This window comes from Actinomycetospora sp. (genome assembly GCF_036497245.1).
GTDB lineage: Bacteria > Actinomycetota > Actinomycetes > Mycobacteriales > Pseudonocardiaceae > Actinomycetospora.
In genome coordinates, this window is sequence record NZ_DASXJS010000116.1 from 30,205 (window position 1) to 51,567 (window position 21,363).

General features: G+C 74.8%; 21 protein-coding genes and 1 tRNA gene. 11 read left to right on the forward strand and 11 right to left on the reverse strand.

Annotation, left to right across the window (positions count from 1 at the left end):
* Window positions 1-59: 59 nt before the first annotated feature.
* Together VGI02_RS12065 and VGI02_RS12070 are read right to left on the reverse strand one after the other, a co-directional pair.
* A complete protein-coding gene (locus VGI02_RS12065) occupies window positions 60-944 on the reverse strand; it encodes an SDR family oxidoreductase (protein WP_331627608.1) in 885 nt (294 codons plus the stop codon).
* The gene (locus VGI02_RS12070; protein WP_331627609.1) at window positions 941-2,464 is read right to left on the reverse strand and encodes a flavin-containing monooxygenase; all 1,524 of its coding nucleotides are present in this window, start codon (window positions 2,462-2,464) and stop codon (window positions 941-943) included. The genes VGI02_RS12065 and VGI02_RS12070 overlap by 4 nt, the downstream gene beginning before the upstream one ends.
* A gap of 77 nt (window positions 2,465-2,541) precedes the next feature.
* Between VGI02_RS12070 and VGI02_RS12075 the strand changes: the two genes are divergently transcribed.
* Together VGI02_RS12075 and VGI02_RS12080 are read left to right on the forward strand one after the other, a co-directional pair.
* A complete protein-coding gene (locus tag VGI02_RS12075) occupies window positions 2,542-3,228 on the forward strand; it encodes a TetR/AcrR family transcriptional regulator (RefSeq protein WP_331627610.1) in 687 nt (228 codons plus the stop codon).
* Between the two features lie 738 nt (window positions 3,229-3,966).
* On the forward strand, window positions 3,967-4,869 hold the full coding sequence (locus VGI02_RS12080) for an LCP family protein (RefSeq protein ID WP_331627611.1): 903 nt from the start codon (window positions 3,967-3,969) through the stop codon (window positions 4,867-4,869).
* 6 nt (window positions 4,870-4,875) lie between these two features.
* Here VGI02_RS12080 and VGI02_RS12085 read toward each other — a convergent pair whose 3' ends face one another.
* The 3 genes from VGI02_RS12085 to VGI02_RS12095 are packed head-to-tail and all read right to left on the reverse strand — an operon-like array spanning window position 4,876 to window position 7,211.
* Entirely contained in the window at window positions 4,876-5,016 is a 141-nt protein-coding gene (locus VGI02_RS12085; protein ID WP_331627612.1) for a hypothetical protein, read from the reverse strand.
* A gap of 12 nt (window positions 5,017-5,028) precedes the next feature.
* Window positions 5,029-5,916, reverse strand: coding sequence for a DMT family transporter (locus VGI02_RS12090; protein WP_331627613.1), 888 nt, complete (start codon window positions 5,914-5,916; stop codon window positions 5,029-5,031).
* Window positions 5,913-7,211: an MGDG synthase family glycosyltransferase gene (locus VGI02_RS12095; RefSeq protein WP_331627614.1), complete on the reverse strand. Its 1,299-nt coding sequence runs from the start codon at window positions 7,209-7,211 to the stop codon at window positions 5,913-5,915. Before VGI02_RS12095 ends, VGI02_RS12090 begins: the two co-directional genes overlap by 4 nt.
* Before the next feature lie 279 nt (window positions 7,212-7,490).
* Between VGI02_RS12095 and VGI02_RS12100 the strand changes: the two genes are divergently transcribed.
* The gene (locus VGI02_RS12100; protein WP_331627615.1) at window positions 7,491-8,684 is read left to right on the forward strand and encodes an MGDG synthase family glycosyltransferase; all 1,194 of its coding nucleotides are present in this window, start codon (window positions 7,491-7,493) and stop codon (window positions 8,682-8,684) included.
* A gap of 70 nt (window positions 8,685-8,754) precedes the next feature.
* Here the strand turns inward: VGI02_RS12100 and VGI02_RS12105 are convergent, their stop codons facing one another.
* The gene (locus VGI02_RS12105; protein ID WP_331627616.1) at window positions 8,755-9,873 is read right to left on the reverse strand and encodes an NHL repeat-containing protein; all 1,119 of its coding nucleotides are present in this window, start codon (window positions 9,871-9,873) and stop codon (window positions 8,755-8,757) included.
* Between the two features lie 354 nt (window positions 9,874-10,227).
* On the opposite strand from VGI02_RS12105, the gene VGI02_RS12110 reads away from it, so the two are divergent.
* Window positions 10,228-10,455 (forward strand): heavy-metal-associated domain-containing protein, encoded by a 228-nt coding sequence (locus VGI02_RS12110; protein ID WP_331627617.1) that lies wholly within the window; start codon window positions 10,228-10,230, stop codon window positions 10,453-10,455.
* 98 nt (window positions 10,456-10,553) lie between these two features.
* Here the strand turns inward: VGI02_RS12110 and ku are convergent, their stop codons facing one another.
* Window positions 10,554-11,609, reverse strand: a complete 1,056-nt coding sequence (ku, locus tag VGI02_RS12115; RefSeq protein ID WP_331627619.1) for a non-homologous end joining protein Ku — start codon at window positions 11,607-11,609, stop codon at window positions 10,554-10,556.
* A gap of 182 nt (window positions 11,610-11,791) precedes the next feature.
* Here ku and VGI02_RS12120 point away from each other — a divergent pair, with 182 nt between their 5' ends.
* On the forward strand, window positions 11,792-12,658 hold the full coding sequence (locus VGI02_RS12120) for an ATP-dependent DNA ligase (RefSeq protein WP_331627620.1): 867 nt from the start codon (window positions 11,792-11,794) through the stop codon (window positions 12,656-12,658).
* Window positions 12,659-12,664: 6 nt separating this feature from the next.
* Here VGI02_RS12120 and VGI02_RS12125 read toward each other — a convergent pair whose 3' ends face one another.
* Entirely contained in the window at window positions 12,665-13,339 is a 675-nt protein-coding gene (locus VGI02_RS12125) for a TetR/AcrR family transcriptional regulator (RefSeq protein WP_331627621.1), read from the reverse strand.
* Between the two features lie 106 nt (window positions 13,340-13,445).
* Between VGI02_RS12125 and VGI02_RS12130 the strand changes: the two genes are divergently transcribed.
* Window positions 13,446-14,396, forward strand: a complete 951-nt coding sequence (locus VGI02_RS12130) for an SDR family oxidoreductase (protein ID WP_331627622.1) — start codon at window positions 13,446-13,448, stop codon at window positions 14,394-14,396.
* Window positions 14,397-14,429: 33 nt separating this feature from the next.
* Here the strand turns inward: VGI02_RS12130 and VGI02_RS12135 are convergent, their stop codons facing one another.
* Both VGI02_RS12135 and VGI02_RS12140 read right to left on the reverse strand, forming a co-directional pair.
* Window positions 14,430-15,458 carry a prephenate dehydrogenase gene (locus tag VGI02_RS12135; protein WP_331627623.1) on the reverse strand — a complete coding sequence of 343 codons (1,029 nt, stop codon included), beginning with the start codon at window positions 15,456-15,458 and terminating at the stop codon, window positions 14,430-14,432.
* A 75-nt stretch (window positions 15,459-15,533) separates the two neighbouring features.
* Window positions 15,534-16,799 carry a M20 metallopeptidase family protein gene (locus VGI02_RS12140; RefSeq protein ID WP_414638245.1) on the reverse strand — a complete coding sequence of 422 codons (1,266 nt, stop codon included), beginning with the start codon at window positions 16,797-16,799 and terminating at the stop codon, window positions 15,534-15,536.
* Window positions 16,800-16,920: 121 nt separating this feature from the next.
* Between VGI02_RS12140 and VGI02_RS12145 the strand changes: the two genes are divergently transcribed.
* From VGI02_RS12145 to VGI02_RS12155, 3 genes are all read left to right on the forward strand, one after another.
* Window positions 16,921-17,472, forward strand: a complete 552-nt coding sequence (locus tag VGI02_RS12145; RefSeq protein ID WP_331627625.1) for a tRNA adenosine deaminase-associated protein — start codon at window positions 16,921-16,923, stop codon at window positions 17,470-17,472.
* Window positions 17,462-17,956: a nucleoside deaminase gene (locus VGI02_RS12150; RefSeq protein WP_331627637.1), complete on the forward strand. Its 495-nt coding sequence runs from the start codon at window positions 17,462-17,464 to the stop codon at window positions 17,954-17,956. The genes VGI02_RS12145 and VGI02_RS12150 overlap by 11 nt, the downstream gene beginning before the upstream one ends.
* 10 nt (window positions 17,957-17,966) lie before the next feature.
* Window positions 17,967-18,055, forward strand: a tRNA-Ser gene (locus VGI02_RS12155).
* 125 nt (window positions 18,056-18,180) lie between these two features.
* Here the strand turns inward: VGI02_RS12155 and mftD are convergent.
* Window positions 18,181-19,362 carry a pre-mycofactocin synthase MftD gene (gene mftD / locus VGI02_RS12160; protein ID WP_331627626.1) on the reverse strand — a complete coding sequence of 394 codons (1,182 nt, stop codon included), beginning with the start codon at window positions 19,360-19,362 and terminating at the stop codon, window positions 18,181-18,183.
* 265 nt (window positions 19,363-19,627) lie between these two features.
* On the opposite strand from mftD, the gene VGI02_RS12165 reads away from it, so the two are divergent.
* Both VGI02_RS12165 and VGI02_RS12170 read left to right on the forward strand, forming a co-directional pair.
* Window positions 19,628-20,332, forward strand: coding sequence for an RNA polymerase sigma factor (locus VGI02_RS12165; RefSeq protein ID WP_331627627.1), 705 nt, complete (start codon window positions 19,628-19,630; stop codon window positions 20,330-20,332).
* Entirely contained in the window at window positions 20,329-21,255 is a 927-nt protein-coding gene (locus VGI02_RS12170; protein ID WP_331627628.1) for a zf-HC2 domain-containing protein, read from the forward strand. The genes VGI02_RS12165 and VGI02_RS12170 overlap by 4 nt, the downstream gene beginning before the upstream one ends.
* Window positions 21,256-21,363: the final 108 nt, after the last annotated feature.

Here is a 21,363-nt window from a genome sequence, read left to right on the forward strand (position 1 = left end):
AGGCGTTCCGGCGGGTGGGCAGGCGGGGCCGGCGGCTGGGCAGGCCGGAGCGACCCGCCTCAGGGCTTCGGCTCGCCCATCCCGACCGAGGTGCGCCCGAACTGCCGTCCGGAGTTGCGGAACTGCTCCTCGAGCCTCGGCACCATCGTCTTCGCCTGGGCGAGGATCGGCAGGTCACCGAGCCAGGAGAACGTGATCGGGCGCAGTGCCGCGAGCAGACCGACCGACTTCGGCACGAACACCCGGCGCTTGCGCTTCGCGATGCCCTCGAGGAAGCCCGCCCCGCACTCCTCGACGGTCGCGATCGACCCGAGCGGCGGGGGGAGCTTCTTGAGGGTGTCCTCGAACGTCGCCGAGTCGGCCTTCACGTCGCGGACCAGGTCGGTGTCGATCCACCCCATGTGCGCGGTGCCGACGCCGATGCCCCGGTGGGCGAGCTCGAAGCGCAGCGCGTTGCCGTAGTTCTCGACGCCGGCCTTCGAGCCGCAGTAGGCCGCCATCCCGGGCAGCGCGGTGAAGGCGGCCAGCGAGGAGACCAGCAGGTAGTAACCGCGCCGCTTCTCGACCTCGGCGACCGTCGCCGACACCGTGCGGGCCACACCGATGAGGTTGACCTCCATCACCCGCGCGATGACGTCGGCCGGGCTCTCGGCGACGGTGCCCTGGTTGGCGATGCCGGCGTTCGCGATGACGACGTCGATGCCGCCGAGCTCGCCGACGGTGTGCTTCACGGCGGCGTCGAGCGAGGCCTGGTCGGTGACGTCGCAGGTCGCCCAGGTGTGCCGGTCACCCAGCTCACCCGCGATCCGCTCCAGGCGGTCGGGCTCGAGGCCGAGCAGGGCGACCCGGGCGCCCTTCGCGGCGGCCTGGCGGGCGGTCTCCTCGCCGATGCCGCGGGCGGCGCCGGTGATGAGGACGACCTTGCCGGTGATGTCGTAGGTCATGACTGCTCCAGGGCTCGCGCGGGGGACAGGACGTACTCGTCGGTCTTCATGTGCTTGAGGCGCCGGTGGAACGGCATCGTGAACGTCGGCCAGAGCGCGGAGTTGTTCCCGTGTCCGTCGAGGTACCAGCTCGAGCAGCCGCCGTCGACCCACACCGTGCCCTCGGTGAGGCGCTGCATCTCGGCGACGAAGCGGTCCTGGACGTCCTGGCGGGGCTCGACGGCGCCGACCGCGGACGTGCGCAGGCGCCGCAGCACGTCCATGACCAGGTTGATCTGCGACTCGATCATGAACACGACCGAGTTGTGGCCGAGTCCGGTGTTCGGGCCGAGCAGCGTGAACAGGTTCGGGAAGCCGGCGATCATCGTGCCGTTGTGGGCGAACATCGTGTCGCCCCAGTGCTCCGCGAGGCTGCGACCGTCGCGCCCGATCACCCGGTGGCTGATCGGCAGGTCGCTGATCGCGAAGCCGGTCCCCGCGATGATCGTGTCGACCTCGTGCTCGACCCCGTCCGCGGTGACCACGGCGTGCGGCCGCACCTCGGTGACCCGCTCGGTGATCACGTCGACGTTCGGTCGGTCGAGGGCGGGCAGGTAGGTGTTCGAGAGCAGGATCCGCTTGCAGCCCATCGAGTAGTCGGGCGTGATCTTCTCCCGCAGCTCCGGGTCGGTGACCTGGGTGCGCATGTGGCGCTCGGCGAGCTTCGCGGCCTTCGCCATCCGCGACGGGTCCTTGAACCCGAGCACGAAGCTCTCGCGGGCCCAGTAGATCGACTCGCGGACCAGCCGCTGCAGGGCCGGGAAGCGGCGGAACGCCCACTTCTCGATCCCGGTGATCGCGCGGTCGCGACGCGGCATGATCCACGGGGGCGTGCGCTGGAAGACGGTCATGTGCCCGACCTCGGGGGCGATCTCGGGCACGAACTGGATCGCGGAGGCGCCGGTGCCGATGACGGCGACCTTCCGCCCGCTCAGGTCGAGGTCGTGGCGCCAGGTCGCCGAGTGGAAGACCTCGCCGCCGAAGTCCTCGAGACCGGGGACGTCGGGGAACGAGGGGTCGGACAGCGCGCCCGAGCCGAGGACGACCGCGTCGGCGGTCCACGTGCCCCCGGTGGTCGTGACCGTCCAGCGCTGGGTGTCGTCGGACCAGCGGGCCTCGGTGACCTCGTGGCCGTTGCGCGTGAACCGGTCGATCCCGTAGTCGGCGGACACCCGCTGCAGGTAGGCGTGGATCTCCGGCTGCGCCGAGAAGGACCGGCTCCAGTCCGGGTTCGGCGCGAAGGAGAACGAGTAGAGGTGGCTGGGCACGTCGCAGGCGCAGCCCGGGTAGGAGTTGTCGCGCCAGGTGCCGCCCACGTCGGCGTGCCGCTCGAAGACCAGGAAGTCCTCGACGCCGGCCCGGCGCAGGCGGATCGCGGTGCCGAGGCCCGAGAAGCCGTTGCCGACGATGGCGACGGACAGGTGCGGGACGTCCCCGCCGCGGCCTGCGGTGGGGGCGGGGCGTGCGGTCTCCGTGGACATGCTCAGGGTCCCTCCCGACGTGGTACGGCGACGTACCGACTGCCGGAGAGCATGGTACGAGGTGGTACCATAAGCCAGTGACTGTGAGCGCTCACACGGCATCCGGCGACGAGGTCCCGGTCGTGGCGGCCGTCCGGACGGGCGCCGCGTCCCCGACGGACCATCGAGACCGGCTCGTGGTCGCCATGGCCGAGCTGCTGGCCGCGCAGGGCTACGCGAGCGTGACCGTCACCGACGTCGTCGCCCGGGCGCGGGTCTCGAAGCGGACCTTCTACCAGCACTTCTCCGACCGCGAGGAGTGCCTGCTCGCGACGTACCGCGTGGTCGCCGAGGGGCCGCTGCACATGATCGCCCAGGCCGCGGAGGCGGCGGCCGGGAGCGGACTGTCGCTGCGGGAGGAGATCGCGAGCGTGACCGGCGCCTACCTCGCCGCGATGGCCGAGCATCCCCTGCTCACGCGGGCCATGCTCACCGAACCGGGCTCGACGGGACCCGCCGGGCGGCGCGCGCGGCGCGAGGTCATGCGCCGCTTCGCCGACCGGCTCGTGGCCCTCGCCGCGGGGGTGGGCGCCCGCTCCGGGGCGGGTGCGCTGTCCCCCGCCCTGGCCCAGGCCCTCGTCGGCGGGATCAACGAGCTGGTGCTCGCCGCGGTGGAGTCCGCCGACCGTGAGGAGGTCGCACCCGCTGACATCGCCGAGGAGATCCTCGCGCTGCGGGACACCGTGACCGACCTCGCCGTCGCGGTCCTCGGCCGCCTCGACTGACCCGTCGCGGTCGTCTCCGCGGCACGCGCACCAGGAACCGGCGGCGGAACGGCGGCACCCGCGCAGCGTGACTGGGCCGCCCGGCCCCCCACGGTCCCCGGTCCGGACGAACCCGCCGGAAGTGGTCCGGGAGGCCGTCCGCCCTGTGTACGGGGCCCGGAAAGCGCCTGCTCGGGAACGTTATGGTTCCCGGAACGAACGCGGCGTCCGGCCCTCGAGGCACGAGCCCGAGCGACCCCGGCGTCCCCCTCGCAACCCGGCGGGGGAAGCCGAGCAGCGAGGAGCGCCCCGATGTCCCGCCCGAACGGACCTCCGGGACCGCGACCGCCGCAGGGCAGGCCCGCGCCGGGACCGCCGCCGCCCGCGCCGGGACCGCCGCCGCCCGCGCCGGGCCCGCCTCCCGCCCCGCGCCCCGCGCCGCAGGGGGGACCGCCCCCCGGTCCGCCACCGCCCGCCGGTCCGCCACCGCCCGCACCCCGCCCGGTCGCACCTCCGCCTCGGCCGGCAGCACCGGCGCCCGCCCCGCCGCCCCCGGCCGGTCCGCCGCCCGGTGGGCCGCCACCCGGCGCGGGCCGGGGCGCCGGAGCCGATGCGGGCCCGGGCACGCGGGTCGGGCCGCCCCCGGGGGTCGCGGCGCCACCGCCGCCGCCTGCCGCACCACCGCGGACGCCGTCCCGGTCCCCGAAGTCGCCGCGGAGGCGCCCGCGCTGGGGACGCCGGATCGCGGCGATCGTCGGGGTGCTGCTCCTCCTGCTGGTCGGGTTCGGGATCTACCTGGACACCCAGATGACCCGCACCCAGGCACTGTCGTCGTACGGCGGCCGACCGGCCGCCGGATCGGGCACCAACTGGCTGCTCGTCGGCTCCGACAGCCGTGCCGGCCTCTCCAGCGATCAGGAGCAACAGCTCTCCACCGGTGAGGCGGACGGCAACCGCACCGACACGATGATGCTCGTGCACGTCGAGCTCGGCGGGCAGACCTCGATCGTCAGCCTGCCGCGCGACTCGATCGTGAAGGTCGACGGCGCCAACGCGCGCCTCAACTCCGCCTACTCCAGCGGCGGACCACAGCTGCTCACCCGCACCGTCGAGCAGGCCAGCGGTCTGCGGATCGACCACTACGCCGAGATCGGGTTCGAGGGCTTCGCGTCCATGGTCGACGCCGTCGGCGGCGTCAACATGTGCCTCGATGCGCCCCTCGACGACCCGAAGGCGGGCATCGACCTGCCCGCGGGCTGCCAGGAGCTCGACGGCGCGAAGGCGCTGGGCTACGTCCGCTCCCGCGCGTTCCCGAACGCCGACCTGCAGCGCGTGCAGAATCAGCGCAAGTTCCTCGCCGCGCTGATGGCCAAGGCGTCGAGCCCGCTGACCCTCGTCAACCCCTTCGCGACGGTCCCGTTCGCGAACTCCGCCGTCGGGACGTTGACCGTCGACGACGCCACCCACGTCTGGCACCTCGCGAGCCTCGGCTGGGCGATGCACGCCGTCGGGTCCGGCGGGGTCACGACGACGGTGCCGGTGAGCCCGTCGTCGGCGGTGTCCGGCGCGGTGGTGTGGGACCAGCAGGACGCCCCGCGCCTGTTCAACGCGTTGCGCTCGGGGGACGACATCCCGTCGGACCTGGTGACGCCCGGGAAGTGAGCCGGCTCAGCGATCCCGCGAGAAGAGGATCGCGAGCGCGGTGCAGCCGACCACGATGAGCACGATCGGCAGGACCGCGATGACCGAGTCCACGTTGATCGCGCCGAGCATTGTCACGCCGAGCAGCGCCACGCCGAGCAGTACCACGCCGAGCCCCTCTCAGCCCCAGGCGAGGGCCGGTTCGCCGGCGCGGTCGTCGCGCAGCACGGCGGCCGAGTGCCGGGTGATGAGCACGGTACCGGCGATGACGACCGCGGCGGCGAGGACCTCACCCACGAGGTCGAGGGGCGTGGTGGCGACGTGCTCGCCGAGCACGAGCACCCCCAGCAGCACCGCGACGGCGGGATCGGTGGTGCCGATGACGGCGTTCACCGGGGCGTTGAGGCGCCCGAGGTGCAGCGCGCGCTGCGAGAGCGCCCAGCCGCACACCGCGCTGATCGCGGCCCCGGCCGCGTACCAGGTGGTCAGGGCCGCGACCAGCCCCGGCTCGCGGAGCGCGGTGGAGAAGAGCGTCGCGGTCAGCCCGTAGAAGCCTCCGGTGGCCAGCGCCAGCAGTGCGGCGCGCGCCGGCTCGCCCCAGCCCGTCCCGCGCAGACCCAGGACTCCGATGGTTCCGGCGACCACGGCCACCGTGAACAGCGGGAGGAACGCGGGCGCGGGCGGGACGGCGGGGGCCTGCGGCCGGGCGATGAGCAGGAAGGTCGTGAGGCCCAGCACGCACACCGCGGAGGCCACGAGGAGGCGGCGGTCCAGCCGGCGCCGGGCCAGCCGCGCGGAGGCGACGGTGCCGAACACCAGCCCCGTCACCAGCACCGGCTGCACGAGCGCCACCGGTCCGATGTGGAGCGCGAAGGCGTAGGAGCACCACCCGATCCCGATGACCGCCTGCCCGGTCCACCAGCGCCGGTGTCGCAGCACCCGGGCCAGCAGCGCCCGCGTCGAGTCCGGCTCCTCGATCTCCTGGCCGGCCCGCTGCTGGAGCACCGTGCCGGTGGCGATCCCGCACGCCCCGAGCAGCGCCGTGATCAGCGCGATCGCGGGGCTCATCGAAGACTCCCGACGAGGCGTGGCGGGATCTCGTCGTCCCCGTCGCGGCTCGGCTCGGTGGGCGCGGCGGGCTGGGCGGGCTCGGGCGCGGCCGCGGGCAGGCCGAGCACGGCGGCCAGGTCGACCCGGGCGTGGTCCTGCGACCAGCGCGCCGCCCGGGCGTGCGCCGCGGACAGCGCGGCGGGGTCGACGATCCAGGAACGCAGCAGCGCGGTGAGGTCCCGCGGCCGGCGGCAGGTCCGGGCGAGCCCTGCGGCGCTGAGCAGGCGCGCGGAGTCGCGTCCGTGCCCGGGCAGGGGCTGGTAGATCACGAGGGTGCGGCCGCAGGCGAGGGCCTCCTGGGCGGTCGCGCCGCCGGAGTTGTTGACCACGACGTCGGCGGCGGCGAGCAGGGTCGGGACGTCGTCCACCCAGTCGGGTACGTGCAGGCGCTCGGCGCCCGCCTCCGAGCCGCCCGCCTCCGAGCCGCCCGCTTCGGAGTCACCCGCTGCGGAGCCGCCCATCTGCGACTGCAGGGCCCGTAGCCGCGTCCGGGCCCGTTCGTCGCGGCCGCAGATCGCGACGACGTGGCAGCGCGGGTGTGCGGCCAGCGCGGCGCGCACCGCGCCCGCCACCCCGCCCAGGCCCAGCGACCCCGCCGTCACGACGACCACCAACGCATCCTCCGGCAGGGCGAGCTCCGTCCGTGCCTCCCGCGCCGTGTCGTCGTCGACTGGGCCGAACGGGGCGCCGACGAGCGGGGAGCGCACGGTCACCCCGGCGCCCGGGTCCATGGCCCGGGTGGGCTCGCGGGCGAGGTCGTCGAGCACGAGGTACTCGTCCACGCCCGAGTAGGTCCAGTACGCGTGCGGGGCGAAGTCGCAGACGGCGGCGACGATCCGGGCGTCGAGCATGCCGCGGCGGCGCAGCCAGGCGAGCCCGGCGGTTGCGAGCTGGTGGGTGGACACGACGACGTCGGTGGGCTCGCCCGCGAGGTCGTCCTCCAGGGCGCGAGCCACCCACGCGCCCATGACCTCGCGGTAGAACCAGCGGACCAGGCGGGAGTGCGTCACCGCGGCGTACCAGGCCTCCTGCAGCATCGGCGTCCACTGCACGGCGAACTCGAACAGCCAGCGGAACACCGGACCCGAGCCGTGGCCCATCCGGGTGAAGGCCTCCGCGACCCGGACGTCGCAGTCCGGACGGTCGCGCGTCACCGTCGTCTGGACGGCGCGCGCGACGGCCTCGTGGCCCTGGCCGATCTCCCCGGAGACGATCAGCACTCGGGTCGCGCGGTCGTTCTGCGGCCTCGTCACGGGGTTCAGTGTCTCGACCCGCGTTCGGCCGCACCCGTCCGGGTGTGCCGTTCACACTCCGGGGGACGCTCGTTCATCCCCTCGCGGGGGCTTTCGGCGACGGTTCACCGGCCCCTCACCACCCTGCCGTGCGCGACCCCGATCATGTGTCCCGGCGTCGTGGCCCGTGGTGCGTCACAGTAGGTTCACGGGCGGGTCACGGTCCCGGACGTCGAATGATGGCGTGGGCCAACCCGTGCCCGTCGGACGTCGTCACGCCCGAGAGGAGCTCCGCGACCGATGACCGCACTCGGCGTCCCGAGGTCGATCCGTGCCCGGAGGCGTCATGGTCCGCGCCCCGACGACCCGACCCCGGCCACCCCCACCCGGTCCGAGACCGGCCGTTCCCCGCGCGTCGTCGTGCTCACGGCCCGCGTCGGGGCGGGGCACGACCGCGCCGCCTACGAACTCGCCGCCCGCCTGCGCGCCCGCGGAGCCGTCGCCGAGGTGCACGACTACCTCGACGCGCTGCCCCGCTTCGGCCAGGTGATCATCGGTGACGGCTACGGCGTCGTCGTGAACCGGCTGCCGCGCTTCTTCGACTGGCTCTTCCACGCGCTCGAGCACCGGGGAGCCGTCCGCGGCATCATCCTGACGTTCCTGATGCTCTCCGAGCGCACCGTGCGCCGCTGGACCCGCGACGCCGACATCGTCGTGTCCACCTTCCCGCTCTCGTGCCAGACGCTCGGACGGATGCGGGCCGCCGGTCAGATCGCCGTCCCGGTCGTGAGCTACCTCACCGACCCGGCCCCGCACCGGATGTGGCTGCACCCCGGCGTCGACGTCCACCTGTCGGTGACCAGCGCGTGCGCCGACGCCGCCGAGCGGGACTACGGGGTCGCCGTCCGCCCGGCGGGACCGCTCGTCGACCCGCGCTTCTCCCGCGCGCACACCGATGCCGACCGCACCGAGACCCGCTGGTCGCTCGGGCTGGGCGACGACGAGACCGTGGTGCTCATCAGCGCGGGCTCGCTCGGGCTGGGCGACGTGCCCGCGCTCGTCGACGCCACGCTGACGAACCCCACCGCGCACGTGCTCGTCCTCTGCGGCCGCAACGCCGACCTGCGGGAGGATCTGGACGCCCGGGAGCGCGTCACGGCCCTGGGCTGGCGCGACGACGTCCCGGCGCTCATGGCGGCCTCGGACGTCCTGCTGCACAACGCGGGCGGGCTCTCGGTCACCGAGGCGCTCGTGGCGAACCTGCCGGCCGTGACCTACCACCCGATCCCGGGCCACGGCCGCGCCAACGCGACGGTCCTCGCCGACGCCGGGCTCGCCCCGTGGCCCACCAGCCCGGAGGGACTGGCCGCGGTGCTCGACGGCGTCGCCCGGACCTCACCGCTCTCGCCCTGGCCCGCCACTCCGGACGGCGACGTGGCCGCGATCGTGCTCGAGCTCGCCGCCGAGGACCGTCAGGCCGTTCCCGCCGCGTAGGTGGGCTCCGCCCATGTGAGCACTTTCCGGGGCTATGACCCCGGAAAGTGCTCACGAGCGCGGAGCGCACCTACTGCGGCGGATCGACGATCTGCACGACCCCGCCGGAGACGCCCGCGATGAACAGGCGCCCCGTCTGCGGGTCCGCGCCGAGCGTGTACGGGTTCTGCACCGTCGCGATCCGCGCCACCTCGCGCGGCTGCGGGTTCGTCATGTCGTAGCCGATCACCTGGTTGGTGCCCGACGACGCGACCCACACCCGGTCGCGCACCGGGTCGTAGGTGATGCCGTAGGGCCCGCCCGGCTGGGGCAGCGCACCGACCTGGGTCGGCGGCCCGGACGGGTTCGGCTGGAACACCAGCACCTGGTTGCCGCGGGTGTCGGTGGCGATCATCCGGCCGTGCCGGTCGGCGGTGAGGTGCGTCGGGCCCGCGCCCGCCGGGGCCTCGCCGATGATGTGCAGCGCCGCCGCGTCGTAGACGGTCAGCGAGTTCTTGCGGACGTCGACCATGCCGACGAGGTTCCCGACGGGCGCGAGGCCCGCGGTCTGGACGCCGTCGGTGAAGACCTTGACCACCTTGTCGCCCCGGACGGCCGTGACGGTGCCCCCGAGCTCGTCCGCGGTGAACACGGTGCCGTTGGGGGCCTGCGTGGCGTCGTGCGGGACGGTGCCGACGACCAGCGGCGGCGTGGCCTGCCCGCCCGGCAAGGACACCCGGACCAGGGCGTTCGCGCTCTCCACGGGCACGAGCACCGGCCCGCCGGGCGCGGCGAGCTGGAGGTGGCGTACGAAGCCGGGAAGTGGCGTGCGGCCGCGGACCGCGCCGGTGTCGGCGTCGAGCAGCACCAGCTCGTTCGGGTTGCGCTTGGCCACCGCGACGGTGCGGGTCTCCGCGTCGACGACGACGCCCTCCGGTGCGGACCCGACCTGGACCTGGCGCCCCGGCGGCGTGCCCGCCGGCTTCGGTGCCGACTGCGGCTCGGCGGCGAGCGGGAGCCCGTTGGTGTCCGGGCGGGTCCCCTCGGTGGGCACGCCCGGCGGGAGCAGGCCCGTCGTCGGGGTCGCGGCTCCCGCCGGGGTGGAGCTCGGTGGCGCGGCGGCGGGCGGCGGCTCGTTGCTGCAGGCGGTGAGCGCCAGTCCCGCGACCGCGAGGGCCGTCAGCAGGAGGCGGGCTCGACGTCGAGGCATGTCCGGAGTATTCCGTTCGTCGGGTGAAGTCGCAGACGACGGCCGTGCTCGCGGCCGCCGCCGTCGGAGACCTCCGCACCCCGCGCCCCCGCGGTTCGGGCTCCCGAAGCCGTCGCGCGCACTTCTGGATCGATCAAGCACTCGCGGCCGGGGGATACCCTCGGGGGGTACGGGACGACGATCCCGTCGACGGCCCCGCCCGGGCTCTCCGGCGCCGCCGACGCGGAACGCCCGGGGTGCCCGGCACGCCCGGTCCGGGCTCGTGGCACCGTCGCGAGGACGAACCGGGCCGCACGCCCGGTGACCCACCACCCACACGCCGGCCCGCGCGGCCGGCCCGTCAGGGAGGACGACATGGCGAAGACCACGCTCTCGGTCCCCGAGATCCACTGCGACCACTGCCGCGCCGCCATCGAGGGCGCGCTGTCCCCGATCGACGGCGTCGAGGGCGTCGACGTCGACCTCGAGGCGCGGGTCGTCCGCGTCGATCACGACGACGAGCTCTCGCTCGGCTCGGTCGTCGAGGCGATCGAGGACCAGGGCTACGACGTGCCCGGCCGCGACGCCTACATGCGCGCCTAGGAGCCGCTCGGCCGGCGGTGACAGCAATGGTCCAGTGCGCTCACCTGACGAGCGGAGTCCGCCATCCACTCATGAGTCGGTGAGGTCGCGCCCCGGACCTACGCGGTCTTGCTGGCCTTCTCGTCGTCCTCGGTCGTCTTGCGGCGCGAGCGGCTCGACGAGGCCTTCTTGGTGCCGGTCTCCGACGTCCCGGCGGACTCCTTGGGCGCGCTCTTCGACGAGCCGGACTTCGCGGTGCTCTTCGAGCCCGACGCCTTGGCGGTCGAGCCCTTCGTGCTCTTCGCGGTGGCGCCCGTCGACCCCGCGGCCTCGCTCGGCTTCTTCTCCGGCTCGCCTGCGGTCTCCCCGGACCCCGACGACGCATCACCCGACGCCGTGCCGCCGGCCGCCTCCACGGACCGGCGCAGCGCGGTGAGCAGGTCGGTCATGTCGTCGGAGTCGTCCTCGGCGGCCGGCTGGGGCGCGGGCCGCTTCCCCCCGTGCTCGCGCTTGTACTCGATGAGCTCGCCCACGGCCTTGCGGTAGTCGTCCTCGAACTCGTCGACCTCGAACTCGCCGGACAGCGAGTCGACGAGGGACTGGGCCATCGCCTTCTCCTGCGGGCGGAGCTCGACGTCCCCGTCGAGCACCGGGAAGTCGGCCTCGCGGATCTCGTCGGGCCAGAGCATCGTCTGCAGCACGATCGTCTGGCCGCGCACCCGCAGGAGCGCGAGCGTCTCCCGCTGCCGCAGGGCGACCTTCACCAGCGCCATCCGGTCGGTCTCGCGCAGCGCCTCGCGCAGCAGCGAGTACGGCTTGAGCGCCTTGCTCTCCGGTTCCAGGTAGTAGCTCTTGTCGAGGAGCAGGGCGTCGACCTGGTCGGCCGGGACGAACTGCACGACGTCGATCTCGTGGCCGGTCGCGGTGGGCAGCGTGGCGAGGTCGTCGTCGTCGAGCATGATCAGTTGCCCGTCGTCGGTCTCGTAACCCTTCGCGATCTCGGAGTAGGCCACCTCCTCGCCACACACCGAGCAGGTGCGCTTCTGGCGGATGCGGCCGCCGTCCACCTCGTGCACCTGATGGAAGCGGATGTCGTGGTTCGACGTCGCGGCATAGAGCCGCACGGGCACGTTGACCAGCCCGAACGACACCGCGCCGTTCCAGATCGCGCGCATCGCGCGGCTCCCCTCGCTCCACCACCCGTCACCCGACGTGACAGCACACTCCACTCCAGGATGCCCCACATGCGTCCCGGCTCACAGGATCCGTGGACGGACACGCAACTCGGGCGCGGCGCGCGACACGCCGGAGGGGCGTCCACGGCGGCGCTGTCGGGGGACCAGGGCACGATGTCCGCATGCAGGATGTCGGCGTGCGCGGGGCCGGGGTCCGGCCGATGCAGCCGCTGCCCGGCCGCCTCCCGATGGGCGAGCAGTGGAGCTACGAGGTCGACTGGAGCGGTATCCGCCTGCTCGCCGACGTCGACCAGGGCACGCTCCGCCTGCGCACCCTCGACGGGGACGACGTGACGGCGCGGTTCCCCGAGTTCGCGCCGCTGGCCGACGTCGTGGCCGACGGGCTGTTCGACGGCGAGGCGGTGCTGCTCGACGCCGGGCAGCCGTCGTCGCTGGCGCTGTTCGACCGGCTGCGGCGGGCCGATCCGCGCAAGGCGCGCTCGCTCGCCCACGCCCGCCCGGCGATCTTCATGGTCTACGACGTGCTGCGGCTCTACGGCGTCCCGCTCACCGAGCGCCCGCTCGACGAGCGCCGCGCCACCCTCGGCAGGCTCGCCCTCGACGAGGTGGGCCGCATCCAGGTCTCCCCGGTCTACGACGACGGCGCGGCCCTGCTGGCCGGCGTGCGCGAGCAGGGCCTGCCGGGTGTGATGGCCCGCCGCCGGGACACCCCGTACGACCCCGAGGCCCCCGAGGACTGGGTGCGGGTGGTCGCGGGCGTGGACGCGCCGCCCACCACGCCGACCGACGTCGTCCGGGACCTGCCCTCGCCCGACCGGCCGGAGCACCCGCCCGCCGGACCCGCGCTCTCCGCGATCGCGCCGCCGCTCCCCGGGCTGCCCGCGCCGTCGTCGGGTCCGACCTCGCCGTCGGGTCCGGCCTCGCCGTCGGGTCCGGCCTCGCCGTCGGGGACACCGCCCCGGTCCTCCTCGGGCGGCGGCCGCGGCAGGCACAGTCGCGAGGAGGGGGAGACCCCCGGTCTGTGGTGACCGGGGTCAGGCCGCCGGGAGCCGTCCGCCGCGCGCGAGCAGTCCGGCGAGGAGCAGGGCGACCAGTTCGCCGAGCGCGGTGGTGAAGTCCAGGCGCATCGCCGCGAGACCGGGGTCCTGCTCGTAGGCCGCGAGCATCGCCGCCGAAGGCTGGGTCGCCGTCCACACCGCGCCCGCACACAGCAGCGTCGCCCCGGCAGCGTGCATCGCGGCGTCCGCGTCGATCTCGGGGACGTGCCGGTGCACGGTGGCGGCGAACGTGCGCGCCCCGGCCATCGAGGCGCGCTTGTGCCGCACGGCGAGCGCGGTCGAGACGTTGCGCTCGAGCACGGCGGCCTGGGCCCCGAGCAGGTCGCAGAGCACCGGGCGAGCGGCCAGTGTCGTCCCGACCAGGCCCGCGAGCCCGTCGGCGCGCTCCTGCGCCGACCCGGACCCCGCCGGGGCCTCGTCGAGCGCGCTCTGCCACTCCTGGATGCGCGCGTGGAGCAGGTCGAGCAGCGCGGCCTCGCGGGACTCCACGTAACGGAGCACGTTCGACTTCGCGAGCCCGACCCGGCGGCTGATCTCGTTGAGGCTCACCTCGGCGACCGGCATCTCGAGGAGCATCGCGGCGGTCGTCTCGAGGATCGCCCGACGTCGCTCCTCCCGCTGCTCGGTGCTGCGCGCCCGCCGGAACGTCATGCCCCCGGATATTACGGACCGGCGGTACGTTGTGAAAAGACCGGCGGTTCGTTAACGTCGGACGGGTCAACAGACCGCCGGTCTGTTGGGTCGAGAGGAGTCAGCCGTGTACGTGGTGCCCGACCTCACCGGACGGACCGCCGTCGTCACCGGGGCGAACAGCGGCACGGGCAAGGAGGCGGCGGCGCGGCTCGCCGGCGCCGGTGCCCGCGTCGTCCTCGCCGTGCGCACCCCGGAGAAGGGGGAGGCCGCCCGCGGGGAGATCCGGGGCCGCGCTCCGGGTGCCGAGCTGGAGGTCCGCAGGCTCGACCTCGCCGACCTCGCGTCGGTCCGCGACTTCGCCGACGGGATGCTCGGCGACGGCCGCCCGCTGGACCTGCTCGTCAACAACGCCGGCGTGATGGCCGTCCCGGACCAGCACCTCACCGTGGACGGGTTCGAGCTGCAGATGGCGAGCAACGCGCTCGGGCCGTTCGCGCTCACCGTGCGCCTGCTGCCGCTGCTGCTCGCCACCCCCGGGGCCCGGGTGGCCACCATGTCGAGCGGCGCGGCCTACCTGGGGCGCATCGACCCGGCGCGGCTCGCGGTGCCGCGGCGCTACTCCCCGGTGCGGGCCTACGGTGCCTCCAAGCTCGCCGACCTCCTGATCACCCGCCACCTCGCGCACCTCGCCGACGAGCGCGGCTGGGACCTGCGCAGCACCGCCGCGCACCCCGGCTACACGCAGACCAACCTGCAGGCGGCGGGCCCGGGCCTCGGCCGCGAGCGCCCGCGGCGGTTCCAGCCGCGGTTCGTCGAGGCGATGCTGCCCTCACAGCAGGTCGACACCGGCGCCGAGCCGCTGCTCGTCGCGGCGACCGACCCGGCCGCCGGGAACGGCAGCTACTGGGGTCCGGACGGGCGCTTCGGGCTGGTCGGCGAGCCCGGGCGGGCGCGCCTGCCGCGCGCGGCCCGCGACACCGGGCTCGCCGCCCGGTTCTTCGCGGCCGCCGGGGAGCTCACCGGCGTCTCGCTGCCCGCGCCGGATTCCGGGCGAGGGGTACCCACGGCCCGGTAGATCGAGCGAAGGGGCCCTTCGCCCGGGACGGGGTCAGTCGTCGTCGGGCGCCGCCGTCTCGAGGGCCTCGCTGGTCCAGCCGATGATCCGGCCGCCCGTGCGGCCGAGCTCGCGCATCGTCTCGAGGTGCTCCGCCGGGTTCGGTTCGAGGTCGATGCGCACCTCGCGGCGCTCCAGCCGAGCGGCGTCCAGGGCGGCCCGCCCGTCGTGGCCCGCGGTGAGCGTGGCGAGCAGCCCGCCGGTGGAGGCGAGCGAGCCGCGGGCGGCGCCGAGGCGGCCGAGGGCGTCGTCGAACGCGGCGAGCAGCGCGGCCCGGTTGCCCTCGCACATCGCGGCCGTCAGCTCCGGGCGGGTGGCCGCCACGCGCGTCCCGTCCGTGAACGAGCCCGCCGCCAGGGCGAGTGCGAGCTCGCCGCCGTCGGCGCCCACGGCCGCGAGCACGGCGGCCAGCAGGTGCGGCAGGTGGGAGATGCGGGCGACGGCGACGTCGTGCTCGTCGGACGCGGCGGGCACCACGGCGGAGCCGCACGCGAGCCCCAGCGCGACGACGTCGGTCCACACCTCGAGGTCGGCGTCGTCGTCGGTGGCGACCACCCAGACCTTGTCGTGGAAGAGCTGCAGCGAGCCCGCGTCCCACCCGGAGAACTCGGTGCCGGTCATCGGGTGCCCGCCCACGAAGCGGGCCGCGGGTGCGTGGCGCCCGACGGCGTCGGTGACCGGCTCCTTCACGCTGGTGACGTCGGTGAGCCGGCAGCCCGGCGCCTCCCGCCCGACCACCGCGAGCACGTCGTCCATCGCGGTCAGCGGGACCGCGACGACGACCAGCGCGTCGGCCTCGGCGGCGCGGCGCACCGCCGACGCGACGTCGTCGGCGACGTCGTAGCCGTCGGCCCGGGCCTTCTCGGCCGTCGTGGTCGAGGCCGAGGCGCCCCAGGCCTCACGGCCGGCGTCGACGGCGGCCCGCAGCAGCGAACCCCCGATCAGCCCGAGCCCGAGCACGCAGACGGGCCGCTGCAGCGCGGCCGCCAGCACGGCGCCGCTGTCCACCTCCGGAGTCCCCATTGCCCGGGAGCGTAGGACGACACGGACGGGTGATGACGATTCCCCCGTGCGCGCATCCGGGGACCACCGCCCGGGTCACGATGCGCGCAGCGACTCCAGCGCGTAGCCGGCGTACAGTGCGACGCCCGCGACCATCGCGTCCTCGTCGAACACGACGCGGTTGGAGTGGTTCGGCGGCGCCTCGGACGGATCGGTGCCGCGCGGGCAGGCGCCGAGGAACGCGAGCGCCCCGGGGACCCGCGCGAGCACGTAGGAGAAGTCCTCCGACCCCATGATCGGGTCGGGCATGGGCTCGACGAACCGCGAGCCGAGTACCGAGCGCCCGACGTCGGCGACCCGATCGGCCACCGCCGCGTCGTTCACCGTCACCGGGTAGCCGCGGTCGATCTCCACGGTCGCGGTGCAGCCGTAGGCGTCGGCCACGCCGGTGCACACCCGGCGCAGCTCGGCGAGCACCGTCTCGCGGGTCTGTTCGGACAGCGTCCGCACGGTCCCCTCGAGCACCGCGGTCTCGGGGATGACGTTCGTCGTCGTCCCCGCGGTGAGGTGGGCGATGGTGAGGACCGCGGGCTCGAACGCGCTCACGCGCCTGCTGGTCATGGTGTGCAGCGCGCCGACCATGGCCGCGGCGGCGGGCACCGGGTCCAGCGCGTCGTGCGGGGCGGAGGCGTGCCCGCCTGCGCCGTGCACGGTGATCGAGAAGTCGTCGGAGGACGCCATGATCGAGTCCGCGCGCGTCTGCAGCGTGCCCGAGGCGAGACGCGAGGTCACGTGCAGCGCCATCGCCGACGTCGGGGTGCTGCCTCCGTGCTCGAGGAGACCCTCGGAGAGCATCGCCAGCGCCCCGTGCCTGCTCTCCTCGCCGGGCTGGAACATGAACACGACGGTGCCGGCGATGCGCTCCCGGCGACCGGCCAGCAGCCGGGCGGCGGAGGCGAGCATCGCGGTGTGCAGGTCGTGCCCGCACGCGTGCATCGCGCCCTCGATCCGCGAGGCGTGGTCGACCCCGCTCTCCTCCTGCAGCGGCAGCGCGTCCATGTCGGCGCGCAGCAGCACCGACGGCCCGGGGTGGTTGCCGGTGAGGGTCGCGACGACGGAGCTGGACGAGCGTCCCGTGGTCAGCGTGAGGGGCAGATCGCGCAGCGCGGCGAGCACCGCCGCCTGCGTCGTCGGCAGGTCCAGGCCCAGCTCCGGGTGGCGGTGCACCGTGCGGCGCAGCGCGATCGTGTCGGGCTGCAGGGCGCGTGCCTCGGCCAGCAGCGCACGCTCCGGGGCGCGGTGCGCGGCGCGGCGCCCGGCCGGGGCCGAGCGGCCCGAGCGGGTCTCCGAGGACGTGCTCACACGTCGATCCTGCACCCCCGGCCTCCGGCGGGCGACCGCCCGGCGCGCAAATGGTGTCGATTCGGTGCGAGCCGGCTGAACTCCCTTTCCGACGCGGACGGGCGCCCCTACCGTGGTCCACATGGCTGGTCAGGGCGCGCAGGCCGCCCCACGCGGTGGGCCCAAGGGTGGTGGGCCGGGCACCGTCGTGCCGCTCGACGGGTGGGCCGTCGCGGTCACGCGGGAGGAGGGGCGCTGGCGCGCGGTCACGATGGACCGTGCCGCACTGGCCGACCTCGACTCCGCCATCACCGCGCTGCGTGCGCTGCGCTCCACCGGCGCGGTCCTCGGCCTCCTCGACGTCGACGACGAGTTCTTCGTGCTCGTGCGCCCGGTGCCGGGCGGGGTGTCGCTGCTGCTCTCCGACGCCGTCGCGGCCCTGGACTACGACGTCGCCGCCGACGTCCTGGACCTGCTGCGCCTCGACGTCCCGGACGAGGACGAGGTCGACGACGACCCGTGGCCCGAGGGCGACCTCGGGATGCTCGCGGACCTCGGCGTCCCCGCCGACGAGCTCGGGGTGCTGGTCGACGAGATCGACCTGTATCCAGACGAGCAGCTCACCGCGATCGCCCGCCGCTGCGGGTTCGCCGACGAGCTGGCGAAGGTCGTGGAGACCGCGCCTGCGTCCTGAGCTCCTGGTCGGCCGCGCGCTGGCGGTGGCGGCCGGATCGGGTCCCGACGACGTGCCGGTGGGCGCCGTCGTCGTCGACGCGTCCGGGCGCGAACTGGCGTGCGCGACCAACGCCCGCGAGGCCACGGGCGATCCGACCGCGCACGCCGAGATCCTCGCGCTGCGGGCGGCCGCGGCCGTGCGGAGGGAGGAGCACGCCGACCGGGGCTGGCGGCTCACCGGCTGCACCCTCGTCGTGACGCTCGAGCCCTGCACCATGTGCGCGGGCGCGGCCGTGCTCGCGCGCGTCGACCGGATCGTGTTCGGGGCCTGGGAGCCCCGGACCGGAGCGGTCGGTTCGCTGTGGGACGTGGTGCGCGACCGGCGCCTGAACCACCGCCCGGAAGTGGTCGGCGGAGTGCGCGAGGCGGAGTGCGCGGAGCTGTTGCTGGAGTGGTTCCGCGGCGGTCGGGGGGGTCGCGAAGGCGCGGTCGGCCTCCCGTAATATTGATTCCGGTAGCGTGTCCGAGCGGCCAAAGGAGCGCGCCTCGAAAGCGCGTGTGGGTTCTGCCCACCGTGGGTTCGAATCCCACCGCTACCGCCACGCCGGTCATCCCCTCCCGGGATGGCCGGCGTTCGTGCGTCCGGGCCCGGAACGAACGAAGGGCACCTCCGATCGAATGGATCGACCGGAGGTGCCCTTCGCTCAGTACGCTGCTCGAGCCCCCGCTACGAGTTCGTCGCGGTCCGGGTGAAGTTCGGCGGGATGAGCAGGTCCTCCGGGGCGAGCTCGCCGACCGAGGACTTGCCCAGCCCGAGCAGTCCGGAGTCGAGGCCGCCGCGCAGGATGTCCAGGACGTTGCCCACGCCCACCTCGCCTGCCGCCGCGAGGCCCCACAGGTAGGCGCGGCCGATCGAGACGGCGTTCGCGCCCAGGGCCAGCGCCTTGACGACGTCCGACCCGCGCCGGATGCCGCCGTCCATGATCACCTCGACGTCGCGGCCCACGGCCTCGACGATGCCGGGCAGCACCCGGATCGGGGCGGGCGTGGAGTCGAGGTTGTTGCCGCCGTGGTTCGAGACCTGGATCGCGGTGGCGCCGGCGTCGACGGCGCGCTTGGCGTCGTCGGCGCGCGTGATCCCCTTGACGCAGAAGGGCGAGTCCGTGCCCCACTGCTCACGCAGCCACGCGACGTCGGCCCAGGTCGGGGGCGGCGTGAACATCCACTGGCCGTAGGCCCCGAAGAAGGTCGGGGGCACGGAGCCGTCGACCGGGATGTTGGGCACCGTCAGGTCGGGGATCTTGCCGCTGCGCAGGAACTCGATGCCCCACCTCGGGCGGCTCACACCCTCGGGCACGTAGGAGAGGATGGTCTTCCAGTCCATCTTCTCGGGGATGGACGGGCTGCCCCAGTCGCGCCCGTGGGAGAACGACCAGTCGAGGGTGACGATCAGGCCCTTGGCCCCGGCGCGCTTGGCGCGCTCGGCCCGGGCCGCCAGGGTGTCGCGGTCACCGACCCAGTACATCTGGAAGAACGTCTTGTCGTTGACCGCGCAGACGTCCTCGACCGACCGGCTGGCGAACGACGACAGGCCCATCGCGGTGCCGCGCGACGCCGCGGCGCGGGCGACGGCCACCTCGCCCTCCGGGTTGACCGCCTGCACCCCGGTCGGCGAGATCATGATGGGCATGGAGATCTCCTGGCCCATGATCGTCGTCGCCAGGGAGCGTTCGGCCGGGAGATCCGCGACGTGCGGGGCGAACCCCAGCTCACGGAAGGCGCCCGTGTTGTCGTCGAGGGTCACCCCGGCCTCGCTGCCGGCCACCAGCGCGCCGTACACCGACTTCGGCAGTCGCTTGCGCGCACGGCGCTGCGCCTCTGCCACCGACTCGAACCACTGACCTGCCATGAGAGCGCGTCGCCCCTTCCTCGTCCGGGTCCCGGGCCCACCGGTTCGTGCTCGGATGCGCGGGAACGCGCCCGGTGACCCGTCTCCCGGGAGACTAGATGGCCGCGGATACCCGGGGACCCGCGTGTGCGGGCGGCCCGGTCCCCTCCGGCCGGACAGGGCGCAGCCCTTCCCCCGATCGACCGAACCGCTCCGGGCCCGGACGCCGAAGGACTGCACGTCTCCGGCGTGACCTTCCGCGGCCGGGGAGAGGAGACCGCAGACCATGACCCCGTCCTGCCCCCCGGGGCCCCCGCTCACGGGGCCCGCCCCCGCCGTCCCGGTCGGAGCCGACCGGGCGGCTCCGGCGGGTCCTGCCGAGCGGGTGGCGGGTCCGGACGCCGACGTCACCGACGCCGAACTGGTCTCACGGCTCGTCGGGCGGGACACCACCGCCCTCGACGTCCTCTACGCCCGCCACGGCCGCGCCTCCTACTCGCTCGCCCGCCGCATCTGCGCGGACGAGAGCCTCGCCGAGGACGTCGTCCAAGAGGTCTTCCTCGTGCTGTGGCGGGATCCGGGCCGCTTCGACCGCACGCGCGGCACCGTCGTGAGCTGGCTGCTCACCCTCGTGCACCACAAGGCCGTCGACGCCGTCCGGCGTGAGGCCACCCGCCGTCGCCACCACGTGCCCTCCGAGGAGCCCGACGAGGGCGGCTCCGCGACCGGGCCGTCGGCCGACCGCGCGGCCCTCGGGTCGATCATCGCCGAGCACGTCCGCGCGGCCCTGCGCCACCTGCCCACCGAGCAGCGACAGGCGCTCGGGCTCGCCTACTACGGCGGATACACCCAGCGTGAGGTCGCCTCGATCACCGGCGTCCCGATCGGGACGGTGAAGTCGCGGATGTTCACCGGCGTCGCGAAGCTCCGCGTGCTGCTCGCCCCCGTCCTCGGCACCTCCGGCCTCGAACTGCTCGGGGACACCTGGTGAGCGCCGGACACGACGGGGGACACGGCACCGACCCGGAGCTGGCCGAGGGCGTCGTCGGCCGTGCCCTGCACGCACTCGAGCCCGACGAGGAGGACCGCGTCGCCGAGCACCTGCGCGACTGCGCGGCCTGCCGGGCGCTGCTCTCCGAGACCCACGAGACGATGGCCGCCCTCGCGCACGCCGTGCCGGTGGTGGAGCCGTCGGTGGCGCTGCGCGAGCGCATCCTCGCGGCTGCCGCGGCCGAACCGGACCCGCCCCGTCCGGCACCCGCCCGGGAGCAGACCGACGGACGCCCCGGCGGCGGCCGGTCGGGCGGGAGCACCCGCGAGCTCCCCGCGGTGACCTCGTCCGGCGCGGGCGACGACCCCACCGCCGGGCCGACGACGGGCCCGCTGCCCCTCCCGGCCCCGCGCCGCCGGATGGCCGCCGTGCTGGCGCTCGTCGCGGTGGTCGCGGGCATCGTGGTGTTCTCCGCCCGGGGCGCTGCCGGCCCGGAGCAGGGCGATCCCCGTGCGGCGGTCGCGCAGCGGGCCGAACAGGTGGTCGCGAGCGCCGAGGCCCGCGATCCCTCCGTGCACTCGGCCTCGCTGATCCAGCCGGGCAACGGGACCGTCGCCGCCGTGGTGCTCGACGACGGGTCCGGCCCGCGGGTGGTCCCGCTGGATCTCCCGACGATCGGGAGCGGGCGCACCTTCGTGCTGTGGCGTGTCGCGGGGACCACGGCGACACCGGTCGGGACGGTCGACACCACCGGGTCGCTCACGCCGACGACGACGGCGCCCGCTCCCGGCACGGGTGCCGCGCCCGGGACCGACGGCGTCCCGCCGATCCTGGCGCAACGGGCCTATGCGCTGTCGGCCGAACCGGTCGGCACGGTGCCCACGCGACCGTCCGCGGTCGTCGCGAGCGGCCCGCTGGTCTGATCGGGCGAGGGCCCGGCGGGCTCCCGGGGCGACCGGCGGCCGTCGATCGTCCGGCGGCGTCCGATCCGCCGTCGGCAGGTATCCCGCGGGGCAGGATGGCGGGTCAGC

Bases quoted from the DNA above. Each gene is read 5' to 3' on its own strand.
- VGI02_RS12070 (WP_331627609.1), bottom strand. From the start codon at position 2,464: ATGTCCACGGAGACCGCACGCCCCGCCCCCACCGCAGGCCGCGGCGGG.
- mftD (WP_331627626.1), bottom strand. From the start codon at position 19,362: ATGGCAGGTCAGTGGTTCGAGTCGGTGGCAGAGGCGCAGCGCCGTGCG.
- VGI02_RS12165 (WP_331627627.1), top strand. From the start codon at position 19,628: ATGACCCCGTCCTGCCCCCCGGGGCCCCCGCTCACGGGGCCCGCCCCC.
- VGI02_RS12110 (WP_331627617.1), top strand. From the start codon at position 10,228: ATGGCGAAGACCACGCTCTCGGTCCCCGAGATCCACTGCGACCACTGC.
- VGI02_RS12120 (WP_331627620.1), top strand. From the start codon at position 11,792: ATGCAGGATGTCGGCGTGCGCGGGGCCGGGGTCCGGCCGATGCAGCCG.
- VGI02_RS12105 (WP_331627616.1), bottom strand. From the start codon at position 9,873: ATGCCTCGACGTCGAGCCCGCCTCCTGCTGACGGCCCTCGCGGTCGCG.
- VGI02_RS12065 (WP_331627608.1), bottom strand. From the start codon at position 944: ATGACCTACGACATCACCGGCAAGGTCGTCCTCATCACCGGCGCCGCC.
- VGI02_RS12145 (WP_331627625.1), top strand. From the start codon at position 16,921: ATGGCTGGTCAGGGCGCGCAGGCCGCCCCACGCGGTGGGCCCAAGGGT.
- VGI02_RS12135 (WP_331627623.1), bottom strand. From the start codon at position 15,458: ATGGGGACTCCGGAGGTGGACAGCGGCGCCGTGCTGGCGGCCGCGCTG.
- VGI02_RS12125 (WP_331627621.1), bottom strand. From the start codon at position 13,339: ATGACGTTCCGGCGGGCGCGCAGCACCGAGCAGCGGGAGGAGCGACGT.
- VGI02_RS12090 (WP_331627613.1), bottom strand. From the start codon at position 5,916: ATGAGCCCCGCGATCGCGCTGATCACGGCGCTGCTCGGGGCGTGCGGG.
- VGI02_RS12100 (WP_331627615.1), top strand. From the start codon at position 7,491: ATGACCGCACTCGGCGTCCCGAGGTCGATCCGTGCCCGGAGGCGTCAT.
- ku (WP_331627619.1), bottom strand. From the start codon at position 11,609: ATGCGCGCGATCTGGAACGGCGCGGTGTCGTTCGGGCTGGTCAACGTG.